Source organism: Lentzea sp. NPDC036949 (assembly GCF_055608075.1).
In genome coordinates this window covers 220,762-235,695 of sequence record NZ_JBVJRA010000002.1, presented here as the reverse complement: position 1 = coordinate 235,695, position 14,934 = coordinate 220,762, and the positions used below count along the sequence as shown (strand labels likewise).

Below are 14,934 nucleotides of genomic sequence, written 5' to 3'. Positions count from 1 at the left end.
CGGACCCGCTGGGCCACGTGCCGGACCCGCGTCCGCCGAACCGTTCACAGATCACCGGGAACCAACTGGGCCGGATGACCGACAATGTGCATGTGGACTGCAGCACCTGCCGCGAAGCCCTGTCCGCCCGCCTCGACGGGGAAGACGAGGGCGTGCCCGCCGAGGAGGTGGACGCGCACCTCGGCTCCTGCGCACCCTGCCGCCAGTGGCAGGAGACCGCCACCGCCCTGACCCGCACGCTGCGCGTCCGCCCAGCCGCACCGGCGCCGGACCTCGCCGCGGCCGTCCTCGACGCCACCCCCGCACTCACCCCACCCGCACCGCGGGCGTGGCTGTCGCGGGCCCTGCTCGGCGGGGTCGCTGTCGCACAGCTCACCCTCGGGCTCGCCCAGGTGCTGGGCACGGGCTCCGCGGCGCACGGCGGGCACACCACCGGTGTGGACAGCAGCCACCTGTTCAACGAGAGCACGGCCTGGAACCTGGCCCTGGGCCTCGGTCTCCTGTGGACCGCGCTGCGGCCGGCGGCGACGGCGGGCGTGCTCCCGGTGACGGCGGCTTTCGTGGCCGTGCTGGTGCCGTACTCGGCGAGCGACCTGGTCAACGGAACGGCGACCGCCGGCCGGGTGCTGTCGCACTCGTTGCTGGTCATCGGGCTGGCCTTGCTCGCGGTGGTGCACTTCCGCGATCGGGGGCCGGGTGGGCGGGTCTCCTCCGGTGGCGAGTCCGGCGGAGGTCTTGCTGACGACGTGTCGCGGGCTGAGCAGCCTGCGACTGGGCGGGCCACGGCTGGGCGGGCTGCGGCTGGGCGGCGGGTCCGGTTGCGGCCGGTGAACCGGCGCCGGGCGGCGTGACCGGGCGCCGGTCGGCGTGAAGCGGTGCCGGTCGGCGTGACCAGGCGCCGGTCCCGTGAGGAGCCGCTGCCGCGTCAGCCCTCCAGCGCGTCAACCCACCCGCGCGTCGCCCGCCTCGGTGTTGGCGAGCCAGCCGGCCATGCCCTGCGGGTTCCAGTCGTACGCCTCGTACCTCTCCACCACCGTGCGCACGTGGTCCGCCGGGGTTCCCGGCCACGCCTCGAAACCGGTCCCGCCGAGGTCGCCCGCGACCATCAGTCCACCCAGAACCACGTACTCGACCACGGCGACGGCGATCGGTTTGAAGTCCTCGCCCACGGTCTCGCGCGCCCAGCCGATCGGCAGGTCGGCGTGCACCCAGTCGGTGAGGCCGTCGATCAGCAACTCGGTCGCGATGGACTCGACGACGTTCTCCATGTGATGGCACTTCCTGGCTGTGCGGGACCGTCGCACCGTTGTAGCACGACGGCCCGCAGCGCGCTCCACATCAGCCGGTCGTGCAGGTGCTCCCGTTCAACGAGAACGCCCCCGGCGCCGAGTTCACCCCGTTGTACGTCCCGTTGAACCCGATGCTCACCGACCCGTTGGGTGCCAACGTCCGGTTCCAAGCGAGGTTCACCGCCGTGACCGCCGCGCCGGACTGCGCGAACGTGGCACCCCACCCCGGCAGCGTCAGCCGCTGCCCGTCCGCGTAGCTGAACGCCAGCGTCCAGCCGTCGACCGGGGCGGCACCGGTGTTGGTGATGGTCACACCCGCCGTGAACCCGTTGCCACCGCCCCAGTTGTAACCCGAGTACGCGACCTTGCAGCTCGCCGAACCCGCGCCCGTTGTCACCGACACGACCGGGGAGTCGGCGGAGACGTTGCCGGTCGTGTCCTTGGCGCGCACGCGGTACCGGTACGTGGTCGAGGCGGTCAGACCGGTGTCGGTGTAGGTGGCCGACGGGACCGAACCGACCAGGGCGAACGCAGCCGGGCCCAGGGCGCGGTAGACGTCGTAGCCGGTGACGCCGACGTTGTCGGTCGAGGCGGGCCAGGTCAGCGTCAGGCCGGTGGAGGTCACGTTCGACGCGACCGGGGCGCCCGGAGCGGACGGCGGGACGGGGTCCACCGCGCCGCCGAAGATCGTGGCCTCCTTCGCGGTCTGGCGGATTCCGTTGGCACCGTTGAGGAAGCGCTCGCCCCACGGGGTCAGTGCGGCCGGGTCGAAGGAGGTGGTCATGTCCAGGTAGGCGACGTCGCTGCCGTTGCCGCTCCACGACCAGCCGAGGTAACCGAGGCCGCGGGCCTGCGCCTGGGCCATGATGGTGTTCTCGTCGGGGTCGCCGTCGCTGTGGTCGAAGCCGAACTCGCCCACCACGAGCGGCAGGCCCGCGGTCTGGAACGCGTCGAAGTAGGCGTTGATCTCGGCCGCGGTGTCGTAGACGCCGTACATGTGGATGGAGAACACGGTGTTGCGCAACGGGTCGGCGGCGAACACCGCTGCCGCGCCGTCCCGCATGACGTTCTGCCAGTCCTGGCCCCACATCGGGGCGTCCGCCATGATCAGGTGGTGCAGGCCGGCGCCGCGCAGGCGGGTGACCGCGCTGCTCGTCGCCGTGGCCCACGTGGCGCTGACCTGGGCGTTGTTGCCGAACGGCTCGTTGCCCAGGTTGATGACGACGTAGTTCTCCTGGCCCTTCAGGGCGTCCGCGACGCCGAGCCAGTAGGTGGCGGCCTGGTCGAGGCTCGCGGCACCGCTCTGCTCGCCGTAGCCGGTGGTGTCGTGGACCTCCAGGACGCAGATCATCCTGTTCTGCTTGCACAGCGCGATGACGGACGACACCTCGGCGGCCGGGGTCGGGCCCCACCGCTGGCCGCTGCCGAGCACGACGCGGACGGTGTTGGTGCCGAAGGACTTCATGTCCGCGAACGCCCTGGTCCGGTTCGGGTACCAGACGTGGGCGTGGTTGACGCCGCGCATCACGAACGGGGTGCCGTTCGCCTCGACGACGCGGGTGCCCTCGACGTGCAGGCCGGGCGCGGCCGGGGGTTGCGTCCCGAGAGCGGCCACCACGGCCGGGTACCAGCGGCTCTCGATCTTCTGGATGCCGGTGGTGGTGTTGGGGTGGACGCCGTCGGTGGTGTCGGTGGCGGTGCTGAAACCGGTCCACTGGTCGACGACCGTGATCGGTGAGGCCGTCGTGCTGTTCGCCCTCGCCCAGGCCGGGATGGCGGCGTTGAGGTCGGCCACGCGCTGGCCGCAGGCCGGGCAGCCGGAGGGGTTCATCGGGATGAGCTGGGCCACGACCAGCTTCACCGCCGGGTTGGCGGCGCGCATCTGGCCGAGCATGGTGGTGTAGGCGTTGAGGATGGTCTGCGCCGGGATGTTGTTCCACACGTCGTTCGTGCCGAGGTGCATCAGCACGACGTCCGGCCGTGCGGTGGCCAGCCAGCCGGGGAGCTGGTTGTCCCGCACGATGTTCGTGGCGAGGATGCCACCGTGGCCCTCGTTCTCGCCGTCGTAGGGGAAACCGCAGCCCGGCGCCGGGAGCGAACCGACGAAGTCGACGCCGGTGTGACCGGTGTCCTGCAGGTGCTTCCACAGCAGCGCACGCCAGCAGCCGGGTGAGCCGGTGATCGAGTCGCCGAGGGCCATGATCCGAACGGGTGCGGCGGCGCCGGCGGGCGTGGGAGCGACGACCGCGCAGGCCGCCAGCACCAGGACGGCCACCACCGCTCGGAGGAGTCTGCGGGCCACCACGACCTCCTGAGGTGTTCGACAGGGGAGGACATCTTCTGGGAGCGCTCCCGGAGTGGGACTGTAACCACGGCGGATCAAGCGACCACACCGCCGACTGGCCCCACCGGGACGCGCAACACCGGTCGATGGCCGTTCGACCCGTTCGACACCTGCTCCGTCGAACGGCGCACCCGAATCGACGATCAAGTTTGGAAAACGCTTTCCACATTGCTGCACAACACTTCTCACCCTTGCGCGCGCCAGTCCGCCGGGTCATCCTGACCGCTGTGGACCCGCGACGAAGCGTGCTGCTCCCAGTGGTGGTCACCGCCGTCCTGGCCGGACGAGAGCTGCGGCAGGAGGTCGTCCACGGCGGTGCGACGCTCGACGACGACGGGTCGCTCGCGTACAGCTCGACCGGCGTGCTGCCACCGGGCAGCGCCGTCACCGGAGCAGCGGTCCGGGTCGGGCACGGTGACGCCCTGCACGTCACCGACATCGACCCGAACCGCCCCGGTCTCGAAATCTTCATGGTCCACGAGGGCGCGCGTCCCCTGCCCTGGCGCGGAAAGGTCGCACCATGATCAGGACCCTGCTCGTCGCGGTGGCGGTGCTCGCGGGCACCGCCGTCGCGGCACCGGCGGCCACGGCGGCCGTCACGAGCCCGCCCACCGATCCGAACGCCCGCTACACCGGCCGCTGGAACACGAGCTCGGCCGGCGCCTACGTGTCCGAGTGGGCGGGTGCGCACGTCGTCATCGGGTTCACCGGACGGACGGTGAAGCTCCGGCAGCGCGGCACGATCGACTTCTTCGCCAGCATCGACGGCGGCCCCGACGTGTCGTACGTGAACCGAAGCGGGACGGTCGACCTCACGCCCACCCCACTGGCCACCGGCAACCACACCCTGCGCGTGTCCTACCGCCCGATCGCAGGCTCCTACAAGGGCGACGCGGTGTACCAGGGCATCGAGATCGACACCGGCGCGCGGACGTTCGCGCCCGCCGTGCCCGCGAAGACCATCGAGTTCGTCGGCGACTCGATCACCGTCGGCCAGCAGTCGTCCAAGCAGGCGCTGACCGCGTACGGCTGGCTGACCGGCGAGCGGCTGAAGGCCGGCCACACGCAGATCGCGGTCGGCGGCGCGTGCCTGCACCCGGCGGCGGACGGGTGCCTGAGCATGCGCGAGGGCTTCCTGCGCACCGGTCTCGCCCTGAACGCCCCGGCGTGGAACTTCGGCCGTTACCGGGCGGACGCGGTCGTGATCAACCTCGGTACCAACGACGTCGGTCACAGCGTCACCAAGGAGCAGTTCCGCGCCTCCTACGTGACGCTGCTGCGGCGGGTGCGGGAGAAGTACCCGACCGCGGCGGTCTTCGCGCTGGGCACGTTCCGCAAGCGGTACCTGCCGGAGACGCAGGCGGCCGTGCAGGAGGTCGTCAACGGCGGTGACGGCCGCGTCTGGTTCGTCGACACCACCGGCTGGATCGTCGAGGCCACCGACACGACCGACAACGTGCACCCCAACGACCAGGGGCACCGCAAGATCGCCGACCGCCTGGCGCCGATCGTCGCCGCGAAGTTCTGAGGGAGCCGGTCCATGCCGCGCACAGCACTCCGGCTCGTCCTGCTCGTGACCGCGCTCGTCGCGGCGGCCGTCGTCGTCCCCGCCGCCTCGGCGGCAGGTCCGGTGCCGCACTACCTGATGACGGCGTTCACCAACAGCAGCGAGTCGAACATGTACGTCTACGACTCGGCCAACGCCACCGGCTTCACCCAGGTCAGGGCGAACGCCTACACACCGCCGTCGGGCCTGATCCGCGATCCCAGCGTCATCCGGCACACCGACGGCTACTACTACCTGGTCTACACCACGAACTGGACCGGTGACACGATCGGTTTCGCCCGCAGTGCCGACTACGTGACGTGGACGTTCCTGCGCAACGTCCGGATAGGCCTCAACGGCGCCACCGGCAGCACCTGGGCACCGGAGTGGTTCAAGGACTCCGACGGCAGCGTCCACGTCGTCTTCTCCGCGTCCACGACGGGAACGGCCGGGCAGTTCCGCCCGTACCGGATCACCGCGACGAACGCGGACCTGTCGGCGTGGACGAGCCCGGTCGCGCTGGGCATCCCGGCCAACTACATCGACAGCTTCCTGGTCAAGGTCGGCGGCACCTACCACAACTTCCTCAAGAACGAGACGACCAAGTACGTCGAGCACGCCACGGCCACGTCGCTGACCGGGCCGTGGACGTTCGTCGGCACCGGGAACTGGGCGGGCTGGGGCTCCGGGCTGGAGGGACCCGCTCTGGTGCGGCTGCCCGACGGCCGCTGGCGGATCTACTTCGACCAGTACGGCCAGCGGCGCTACTTCTACGCCGACAGCGGCAACCTCACGACGTTCGGCGCCAAGACCGAGCTGGCGGGGCTGTCCGGTACCGCACGGCACTTCACGGTCCTGCGTGAGGACTCCGGCGACGGCACGGCCATCGCCACAGGCGCCCGCTCGTTCCGCTCGGTGAACTTCCCCGACCGGTACGTCCGCCACCGCGACAACCTCGCGTACGTGGACCCGGTGAGCTCGTCCAGCCCGCTCTCCACGCGTCAGGACGCGACGTTCACGGTCGTGGCGGGCCTGGCCAACGCGAACTGCCACTCGCTGCGCTCGGTGAACTTCCCCGACCGCTACCTGCGGCACCACGACTTCAAGGCACGGCTGGACGCCAACACCGGTGACGCCACGTTCGCCCGCGACGCCACGTTCTGCGCCCGCACCGGACTCGCCGGCACCGGCACGTCACTGGAGTCCTACTCCCACCCCGGCCGCTACCTGCGCCACCACAACTACGAACTGCGCGTGGACTGGCGCACCTCCGACTCGGCGTTCGCCGGTGACGCGTCGTTCACCGCCGCCGCCCCACTGGCCTGAAAGGACAGCCGATGAGGACGGTCTTCCTCCGCCTGGCGGTGCTGGTGCTCGCGGTCGTCACCTGCGTGGCCGGGATGCCGGTGCCGCAGGCCGGTGCGGCGCCTGCGGTGCGCTACACCAACCCGATCGCCGAGAAGCGGGCCGACCCGCACGTCTTCAAGCACACCGACGGCTTCTACTACTTCACCGCGACCGTCCCGGAGTACGACCGGATCGTCCTGCGCCGCGCGACGACGATCCAGGGCCTGGCCACGGCGGCGGAGACGGTGATCTGGCGCAAGCACTCCAGCGGTGAGATGGGCGCCCACATCTGGGCACCGGAGATCCACTTCATCAACGGCAGGTGGTACGTCTACTTCGCCGCCGGGCGCACCGACGACGTCTGGTGCATCCGCATGTACGTGCTGGAGAGCTCGGCTGCCAACCCGCTGACCGGGCCGTGGACCGAACGCGGCCGGATCACCACGCCGTGGGACACCTTCTCGCTGGACGCCTCGACGTTCGTGCACAACGGCGTGCGGTACCTGACCTGGGCGCAGCAGGAACCGGGCATCGCCACCAACTCGAACCTCTACCTGGCCCGCATGGGCGCGAACCCGTGGACCATCACCGGGACGGTGACGCGGCTGACCGTGCCGGCGCTGGTGTGGGAGACCCGCGGGTACAAGGTCGCAGAGGGGCCGTCGGTCCTGCAGCGCAACGGGCGGCTCTTCCTGACCTACTCGGCCAGTGCCACCGACGCGAACTACTGCCTCGGGCTGCTGACCGCCTCCGCGTCGGCCGACCCGCTCAACGCGGCGTCGTGGACGAAGAGCGCCGACCCGGTGTTCACCAGCAACGCGGCGACCGGCCAGTACGGTCCCGGCCACAACTCGTTCACCGTCTCCGAGGACGGTGCCAGCGACGTCCTCGTCTACCACGACCGCAACTACCGCGACATCAGCGGCGACCCGCTCAACGACCCGAACCGCCGCACCCGCGTGCAGAAGGTCCACTACCGCTCCGACGGCACCCCGGACTTCGGCATTCCGGTGCCCGACGGCCCGACGCCGGTGCGGCTGCGGTCCTACGCCGCCGCCGACCGCTTCGTGCGGCACTGGGAGTACCGCGCCCGGCTGGAGGCGAACGTGTCGCCGCTGGCCGACTCGCAGTTCCGGGTCGTCACCGGGCTGACCGGGTCCGGCACCGTGTCGCTCGAGTCGACCAACTTCCCCGGCTACTACCTGCGCCACCGCAACAACGAGCTGTGGGTGGACCGCAGCGACGGCAGCACCCTGTTCCGCAACGACGCGAGCTTCACCCAGCGCGCGGGACTCGCCGCGAGCTCGGCGGTGTCGTTCGAGTCGGTCAACTTCCCCGGCCTCTACGTGCGCGTCAACGGCGGTCTGCTCTTCCTGCAGGCGGTCACCGACGCGCAGGGCCGTTCCGATGCGACGTTCGTGCTGGAGTGATCCGCGATGACGAGGAAGATCGCACTGGTCGCGGCGGTGGTGCTGGCCACCGTCGCCGGAACGGCACCCCCCGCCTCTGCCTATCCCCTGCCGGGCCGCGTCACGGGTGACACCGGCGTGCACGACCCGAGCGCGGTCCGGCGCGCCGACGGCAGCTACCTGGTGGCGCACACCGGGAGGGACATCGCGCTCCGGACCTCCACCGACCGGGTCGCGTTCCGCTCCGCCGGGTCGGCGTTCCCGAACGGGGCGTCCTGGACCACTCCGTACACGAACGGCGACCGCAACCTCTGGGCACCGGACCTGTCGTTCCGCAACGGCCAGTACTGGCTGTACTACTCCGCTTCGACGTTCGGCTCGAACCGGTCGGCGATCTTCCTCGCCACCAGCCCCAGCGGGAACGCCGGCACCTGGACCCACCGCGGTCTCGTCGTCGAGTCGCGGACCTCCGACGACTTCAACGCCATCGACCCCGACCTCGTCGTGGACGACCAGGGCCGCTGGTGGCTGAGCTTCGGCTCGTTCTGGTCCGGGATCAAGATGGTCGCGCTGAACCCGTCCACGGGTCTGCGGGCCGACTCCACGATCCGGTCCCTCGCCGGGCGCAACGGCGGCCCGATCGAGGCGCCGAACATCGTCAAACGGGGCTCCTACTACTACCTGTTCGTCTCGTTCGACTACTGCTGCCGGGGCGCGTCAAGCACCTACCGCGTCATGGTCGGCCGATCGACGAGCGTCACCGGTCCCTACATCGACCGCAACGGCACCGCCCTGACCTCGGGCGGCGGCACGGAGGTCCTGGCGGGGCAGGGCAGCGTGCACGGGCCCGGCCACCAGGACGTCCTCAGCGACGTCGACGGCGACCTGCTCGTCTACCACTACTACACCGACTCCGGCGCGTCCCGGCTCGGCGTCAACCTGCTGGCCCTCGACTCCGCGGGCTGGCCGTACCTGCGGTGAGGGGTGCCCGCGCAGCGCGGGTCACCGGTACGGCGACCGGCCCGCTGCCGGGTCGTGGACGTCGAGGCGGCCGCACATGCCGAACCGCTGCGGTTCCTCCCCCCGCACCACGTGGACGTCCGCGCCGGCGAGGTGCCCGATGTCCCCGGCGCGCAGGCGCTCCAGGTGCTCGCCGGTCAGCTGAGTGGCCGCGAGCGCCCCGGCCCGCCACCGCTGTTCCCAGTCGTCCAGCGACTCCCGCTTCAACGTGAGCGCGGCCGCGTAGAACGCCTCGATCGCCGCGGTGTCGCCCGCCTCCAGGCGTTCCCGCAGCTCCAGGAACCCCTCGACGGCCAGGTCGCGGCGCCGGCGGGCGGCGGGCTCGGAGGCGGCGTAGGCGTGCCCAGGTTGCGCGAGGGACGCGGCGGTCGCGTAGCGCTCGGGGTCCGCCAGCACCTCGGGCGGGAACGTGAACACCGCGTCACCGGCCTCGGGCAGGCCGCTGTTCTGCATCACGACGACGATGTGCAGGTCGTCGTCGTTGACCAGCCGGTGGACCGTGCCGGGCGTGAACCACGCGACCGTGCCGGTGCGCAGCGGGGTCTCGGCGAACCCGCGCCGGGTGAGGGTCTGCACCCGGCCCTGCCCGCCGACCACGTAGTAGCACTCCGCGCAGGTGAGGTGCACGTGCGGCGACCCGCCGCACACCCCGTCCGCGGTCGGCCAGTCGTACACCCGCAGACCGGACAGGCCGATCCCGCCGGGGAACGGGGTCACCACGCGTGCTCCTCCACATAGGACTCCAGGCGCCCGCGGTCCCAGCCGCCGGTCGCGACGACCAGCCGGTGGCGCAGGTGCAGCGACTCACCGGGTGGCACCTCGACGGTGTCGAAGAAGGCGAACGACGGGTTGACCGCCGCGAACGGTGTGCTGCGCACGAACCAGTGGGTGTTCTTGTTGTCCGGGTGGTCGATGAACAGCAGTGTCGAGGACCGGTCCACCTCGTCGTGCTGTCCGACGAACGCCAGCCACGCGGCCTTCTCGCCCATCAGCTCCTGCCCGCTCCCGCCGCCGGCCGCGAGGACCTCGCCGCCGGTGAACGAACGCGGACCGCGCCAGAAGAACCCGGTGTAGCCCGCGAGCTCGCGGCCGTTGGTGGTCGGGCTGCCGAACGACAACGACTCCGAGCGCGCGTTCGTCAGCGTGGTGGCGAACTCCAACGTCCACGCCTCGTCCTCGACGTCGCGCACGGTGAGCCGACGTTCCTCGTCGACCCAGTGCTGCCCGGCCTCGGTGACCCAGGAGAGCCGTTCGCCGATGGTCAGCTCGCCCCCGGCCTCGGCGGTGCTGAACTCCTCGTGCCGCATGCTGCCCACGTTCGGCAGCACCACGTACCCCTCGTCGCGCACGTAGGTGACGCCGCCCCAGAAGTTCTGCCCGGACACGTCGGTCGCGGTCATCTGCACGCCCTTGTGCCAGCGGTGGTCGTGCGGCCGGAACGCCGTCACGACGTCACCGGCCAGCGTGCGCACGGGGTGCAGGTAGGGCTTGGGCCCCTCGAACGCCGGGGTCGTCGGCCGGTGCACGTACCGGAACAGCTCGGCCGGGCCCGCCGACACGACGAGCACCTCGTCGTCCTGGCGCGTGATCACCGGTTGGTCGCCCACGGGGCACCGCTTCCTTCCATGCTGGTGTAGAACGGGTCGCCCGGCCCGATCCGGCCGGCCTGCACGACGGCGCCGGTGAACGCCGAGGCGTACAGCGCCGCGATGAACTCCATGGTGTCCCTGGTGTCGGCGAGGGTGACCGGGGGCGGTTCGCCGCCGTCCAGGGCGTCGAGGACCGCCGCCAGCTGGCCCCGGTGACCGCTGACCTCGTCCGACCGCTGCTCCTGCTGCCAGCGGGTGAGGACGTCGTCGTGGCCGGGCGCCGGGGTGACCGTCCAGTGCGCGTCGCTGTAGCCGTAGAGGTGCTCGACCTCGACCGTGACGCGTTCGAAGTCGAACCGCAGCTGTGAGGTCTCCCTGGGTGAGAGCAGCGAGTTCACCACTGAGGCGACCGTCCCGTCGGCGAAGGTCACCAGCGCCATCGAGACGTCCTCGGTCTGCACGTCCCTGGCCTGCCTGGCCGCGACGGCCCGCACCTCCCGCCACGGTCCCAGCACCGACAGCAGCAGGTCGAACTGGTGGATGCCGTGCCCCATCGTCGGACCGCCGCCCTCGCTGTCCCACGAACCGCGCCACGGCACGGCGAAGTAGGCGTCGTCGCGGTACCAGAGGGTGTCGCACTTCGCGACCAGCGACCGGCCCAGCACCCCCTCGGCGGCCAGGCGCCGCAGCCGCACCGCCGCCGGGCCGAACCGGTGCTGGAAGACCGTCGCGACCCGGCCGGTCGAGCTCCGCTCGGCGACGACGAGCGCGTCGACCTCGGCCAGCGACAACGCCGGTGGCTTCTCGACGAGCACCGTCGCGTTCGCGGCCAGGCACTCCAGCGCCAGCGGCACGTGGTGGCGGGGCGGGGTGCAGATGTGCACCACGTCCGGCTCCTCCTCCGCCAGCAGCGCGGTGAGCCCGGGGTGCACCCGCGGCACACCCCACCGCTCGGCGAACGCGGCGGCGCGGCCGGCGTCCACGTCGGCGACCGAGACGAGCTCGACCCGGTCACCGCAGGCCCGCACCGCCTCCGCGTGGGCGGCCGCAATTGCACCCGTTCCGACGATGGCGGCGCGCCTCACCGGGCCGCGTCCACTTCCGCCTGGACCTCCCTGATGAACGACGTGGCCGCCGCATCGGGGGTGGTCCGGCCGAACAGCACGTCCTCGGTGTGCCGCTTGAGGATCGCGTCGACCGTGCTGGCGCCGTTCGGCGTGATCCTGGGCGGGTCGCTGACCGGCACGGTGTCCAGGTACTCCTTGGCCGCCTTGTCGGTCTCCTTCAGCTGGCCGGCGATCGCGTCGCGGATCTTCTGGTTGGCGGGCACACCGCGTTCGGTCAGCATGATCTTCGCCGCCTCCTCGTCGTTGGCGAGGAAGCTCACGAACGCCGCCGCCTCCGCGGGGTGCTTCGACCGCGACGACACCGACCAGAACATCGACGGCTTGTAGTACGCGCCGGGTGCCTTGCCCTGCGTCTCCCCCGGCAGCCGCAGCAACTTCAGCCTGGCGCCGCTGGCAGCGGTCAGCGCGGTCAACTGGGTGTTCCACCACAGGCCGAACGCGGCGGTGCGGGTCGCGGTGGCGGACTGGTTGAGTCCCGCGGAGGCCTTCTCGATCGTCACCGACGGCGGTGCCGCGACGCCGGACTTCGCGAGGTCGGCGATGTACTGCCAGTACTCGCGGGCGATCTCCTGCGGCAGCACGACCTTGCCCTCGGCGTCGAACATGGCCTTGCCCTGCTGGCGCGCCCGGATGCTCAGCCCGGCGGTGTCGTTGATGCCCGGCGACTGCACGCCGAACACCTGCCCGCCACCGGCCTCGGACACCTGCTCGCCGATCCGCTTCAGGTCGTCCCACGACCACTTCGTGTCGTCGGGCACCGGGATGCCGTACTGCGCGAGCAGGTCGAGGTTCACCATGACCGAGTACATGCCGAGGCCGACGGGCAGCCCGTACTGCTTGCCGCCGATCGCGCCGGTGGCGAGCGCCTTCTGGTCGAAGTCCGCGGTGTCGAGGTGCTTCTTCGCCTCGGTGAGGTCGAGCAACGCGCCGCGCTCGGCGTAGGACGCGATGTACAGCTCGTCCATCTGCATGACGTCGGGCGCGTCGTTGGCCGCCATCGTGGTGGCGAGGCTGTCCCAGTAGCCGTTCCACTCCTTGAACTCGCCCTTGATGGTGATGTTCCGGTGCTGCTCCTGGAACAGCTCGATGATCCGCTGGGTCCTCTTGTGCCGGTCGTCGCCGCCCCACCAGGTGAAGCGCAGCGTCACCGGCTCCGCGGTCAGGTCGCCACCGGCGTCGGAACCGGCCCCGCACGCGACGAGCAGCGACGCGGTCAGGGACAGCAGGGTGGCCCACGCGACCCTGCGGCGAGCACCTCTTGGCATGAGCTGTCCTTTCGGCTACTTGCCCCCAGTCGTGGCGATCCCCTTGACGAGGTACCGCTGGCCGACGAGGAAGGCGAGGAAGATCGGGACGAGCGACACGACGCTCATGGCGAACTGCGCGCCCCACGACGTCGCGACCGTGGAGTCCACGAACGACCGCAGGGCGACCGGGACCGTGTACATGTCCGGGTCGGTGAGGTAGATCAGCTGGCCGAAGAAGTCGTTCCAGGTCCAGATGAACGTGAAGATCGCGGTGGTCGCGAGCGCGGGCGTCATGAGCGGCAGGATGATCCGCAGGAAGATTCGCGGGTGGCCGCAGCCGTCGATGCGCGCGGCCTCGTCCAGCTCGCGCGGCAGGCCGCGGATGAACTGCACCATGAGGAACACGAAGAACGCGTCGGTGGCGAGGACCTTCGGCACGATCAGGGGCAGGAACGTGTTGACCCAGCCGATGTTCGAGAACAGCACGTACTGCGGCACGATGATGACGTGGATCGGCAGCATGATCGTGCCGAGCATGATGCCGAACCACCAGCGCTTCCCGCTGAAGTGCAGCCGGGCGAACGCGTAGGCCGCCATCGAGCACGACACCAGGTTGCCGAGGATGCAGCCCAGCACCAGGACCGACGAGTTGACCAGGTAGGTCCCGAACGACGGTGTGAGGGCGGTCCACCCCTCGGTGTAGTTCTCCGTCCGCAGGCCGTCGAGGACCAGCCCGGGGCTGCGAAAGATCTCGTCGTCGGGCCGCAGCGAGCTCACGACCATCCACAGCACCGGGTACAGCATCACGAAGCCGGCCAGTACCAGGCCGGTGTGCTTGGCGAGGGAGGACAACCGGCTAGTCGTCATAGAAGACCCAGTACCTCGCCGCCCAGAAGTTGATCGCGGTGAACGCCGCGATGATCAGCAGCAGGAACCACGCCAGCGCCGACGCGTAGCCCATGTCGAACCGGCTGAAACCCTGCTGGTACAGGTAGAGCGTGTAGAACATCGTCGAGTCCGACGGGCCGCCGGTGCCGCCGGAGACGACGAACGCCTGCGTGAACGACTGGAACGCGTGGATGATCTGCAGCACCAGGTTGAAGAACAGGATCGGCGACAGCAGCGGCAGCGTGATGTGCCAGAACCGCGACCAGCGGCCGGCACCGTCGATCGCGGCCGCCTCGTGGTAGACGGCCGGGATCTGCCGCAGCCCGGCGAGGAAGATGACCATCGGTGACCCGAACGTCCACACGTTCAGCACGATGAGCGTCGACAGGGCGGTGTCGGGGTCGGAGATCCAGCCCCCGCCCTCGACGCCGAAGAGGCCGAGCACGCGGTTCACCAGGCCGTCGGTGCCGAACACCTGCGTCCACAGCACGGCGATCGCCACGCTGGAGCCCAGCAGCGAGGGCAGGTAGAACGCCGAGCGGTACAGGGCGAGCCCGCGCAGCCCGCGGTCCAGCAGCAGTGCGACGGCGAGCGCGCAGGCCAGCTGGAGCGGCACGGACACGAGCACGTAGGTGAACGTCACCCGCAGGGCGTTGTGCAGCCGTTCGTCGGTGAGGATCCGCGCGAAGTTGTCCAGCCCGGTGAACCTGGGCGGCTGGATCAGGTTGTACTTCGTGAAGCCGAGCCCGAACGACGCGAGGACCGGGCCGAGGGTGATGAACAGCAGTCCGGCGAACCAGGGTGCCAGGAACCAGAAGGCCGCCCTGTTGTCGCGCTTGCGCACCTGCGTGCCGTCGCGACGCAGCCGGCGCAACTCGTCGAGAGCACTCATGGAGCCCCTGATCCGTTTGGAAAACGCTTTCCGGAGTTTGCATCGACGTCACCCGACCGTCAAGCAGCGGCGTCGAACGCCGTCGAAAGCTTCGTTGAACACCGATTCGACCTGCGTTCGACCCGGTGTTCGACGGCGCGGTGCACAGTGGACCGACTGCGGCGCACCACCACCGGACGTCGAATCGACGATTCGCGGAAAGCGCTTTCCGCACACCGTGACCACGGGCTACGCTC

Annotated in this window: 14 protein-coding genes; 6 read left to right on the top strand and 8 right to left on the bottom strand. The window is 70.5% G+C overall.

What is annotated here, in order from left to right; translation table 11 throughout:
* Window positions 1–92 precede the first annotated feature (92 nt).
* Entirely contained in the window at window positions 93–851 is a 759-nt protein-coding gene (locus tag ACZ7CD_RS07220) for a zf-HC2 domain-containing protein (protein WP_470378508.1), read from the top strand.
* Window positions 852–941: 90 nt separating this feature from the next.
* Here ACZ7CD_RS07220 and ACZ7CD_RS07215 read toward each other — a convergent pair whose 3' ends face one another.
* Both ACZ7CD_RS07215 and ACZ7CD_RS07210 read right to left on the bottom strand, forming a co-directional pair.
* Window positions 942–1,268, bottom strand: a complete 327-nt coding sequence (locus tag ACZ7CD_RS07215; protein WP_360383954.1) for a hypothetical protein — start codon at window positions 1,266–1,268, stop codon at window positions 942–944.
* A 70-nt stretch (window positions 1,269–1,338) separates the two neighbouring features.
* Window positions 1,339–3,591: a cellulase family glycosylhydrolase gene (locus tag ACZ7CD_RS07210; protein ID WP_470378507.1), complete on the bottom strand. Its 2,253-nt coding sequence runs from the start codon at window positions 3,589–3,591 to the stop codon at window positions 1,339–1,341.
* Between the two features lie 269 nt (window positions 3,592–3,860).
* On the opposite strand from ACZ7CD_RS07210, the gene ACZ7CD_RS07205 reads away from it, so the two are divergent.
* Genes ACZ7CD_RS07205 through ACZ7CD_RS07185 form a run of 5 tightly spaced genes read left to right on the top strand, consistent with a single transcriptional unit; the run spans window position 3,861 to window position 8,916 of the window.
* On the top strand, window positions 3,861–4,157 hold the full coding sequence (locus ACZ7CD_RS07205) for a rhamnogalacturonan lyase family protein (RefSeq protein WP_470378506.1): 297 nt from the start codon (window positions 3,861–3,863) through the stop codon (window positions 4,155–4,157).
* Window positions 4,154–5,161 (top strand): SGNH/GDSL hydrolase family protein, encoded by a 1,008-nt coding sequence (locus tag ACZ7CD_RS07200; protein WP_470378505.1) that lies wholly within the window; start codon window positions 4,154–4,156, stop codon window positions 5,159–5,161. The genes ACZ7CD_RS07205 and ACZ7CD_RS07200 overlap by 4 nt, the downstream gene beginning before the upstream one ends.
* A 12-nt stretch (window positions 5,162–5,173) precedes the next feature.
* The gene (locus tag ACZ7CD_RS07195; protein WP_470378504.1) at window positions 5,174–6,505 is read left to right on the top strand and encodes a glycoside hydrolase family 43 protein; all 1,332 of its coding nucleotides are present in this window, start codon (window positions 5,174–5,176) and stop codon (window positions 6,503–6,505) included.
* An 11-nt stretch (window positions 6,506–6,516) separates the two neighbouring features.
* Window positions 6,517–7,956 carry a family 43 glycosylhydrolase gene (locus ACZ7CD_RS07190; RefSeq protein ID WP_470378503.1) on the top strand — a complete coding sequence of 480 codons (1,440 nt, stop codon included), beginning with the start codon at window positions 6,517–6,519 and terminating at the stop codon, window positions 7,954–7,956.
* Window positions 7,957–7,962: 6 nt separating this feature from the next.
* Window positions 7,963–8,916, top strand: a complete 954-nt coding sequence (locus tag ACZ7CD_RS07185; RefSeq protein ID WP_470378502.1) for an arabinan endo-1,5-alpha-L-arabinosidase — start codon at window positions 7,963–7,965, stop codon at window positions 8,914–8,916.
* A 21-nt stretch (window positions 8,917–8,937) separates the two neighbouring features.
* Here ACZ7CD_RS07185 and ACZ7CD_RS07180 read toward each other — a convergent pair whose 3' ends face one another.
* From ACZ7CD_RS07180 to ACZ7CD_RS07155, 6 genes are read right to left on the bottom strand one after another with little or no spacing between them, the layout of a single operon-like run.
* Complete coding sequence (locus ACZ7CD_RS07180; RefSeq protein ID WP_470378501.1) at window positions 8,938–9,675, bottom strand: cupin domain-containing protein; 738 nt, start codon at window positions 9,673–9,675, stop codon at window positions 8,938–8,940.
* Window positions 9,669–10,562 (bottom strand): DUF6807 domain-containing protein, encoded by an 894-nt coding sequence (locus tag ACZ7CD_RS07175; protein WP_470378500.1) that lies wholly within the window; start codon window positions 10,560–10,562, stop codon window positions 9,669–9,671. Before ACZ7CD_RS07175 ends, ACZ7CD_RS07180 begins: the two co-directional genes overlap by 7 nt.
* Window positions 10,544–11,629 (bottom strand): Gfo/Idh/MocA family protein, encoded by a 1,086-nt coding sequence (locus ACZ7CD_RS07170; protein ID WP_470378499.1) that lies wholly within the window; start codon window positions 11,627–11,629, stop codon window positions 10,544–10,546. The genes ACZ7CD_RS07175 and ACZ7CD_RS07170 overlap by 19 nt, the downstream gene beginning before the upstream one ends.
* A complete protein-coding gene (locus ACZ7CD_RS07165) occupies window positions 11,626–12,936 on the bottom strand; it encodes an ABC transporter substrate-binding protein (RefSeq protein ID WP_470374085.1) in 1,311 nt (436 codons plus the stop codon). Before ACZ7CD_RS07165 ends, ACZ7CD_RS07170 begins: the two co-directional genes overlap by 4 nt.
* Before the next feature lie 15 nt (window positions 12,937–12,951).
* Entirely contained in the window at window positions 12,952–13,785 is an 834-nt protein-coding gene (locus ACZ7CD_RS07160) for a carbohydrate ABC transporter permease (protein WP_360383982.1), read from the bottom strand.
* Window positions 13,775–14,698 (bottom strand): carbohydrate ABC transporter permease, encoded by a 924-nt coding sequence (locus ACZ7CD_RS07155; RefSeq protein ID WP_470369090.1) that lies wholly within the window; start codon window positions 14,696–14,698, stop codon window positions 13,775–13,777. Before ACZ7CD_RS07155 ends, ACZ7CD_RS07160 begins: the two co-directional genes overlap by 11 nt.
* Window positions 14,699–14,934: the final 236 nt, after the last annotated feature.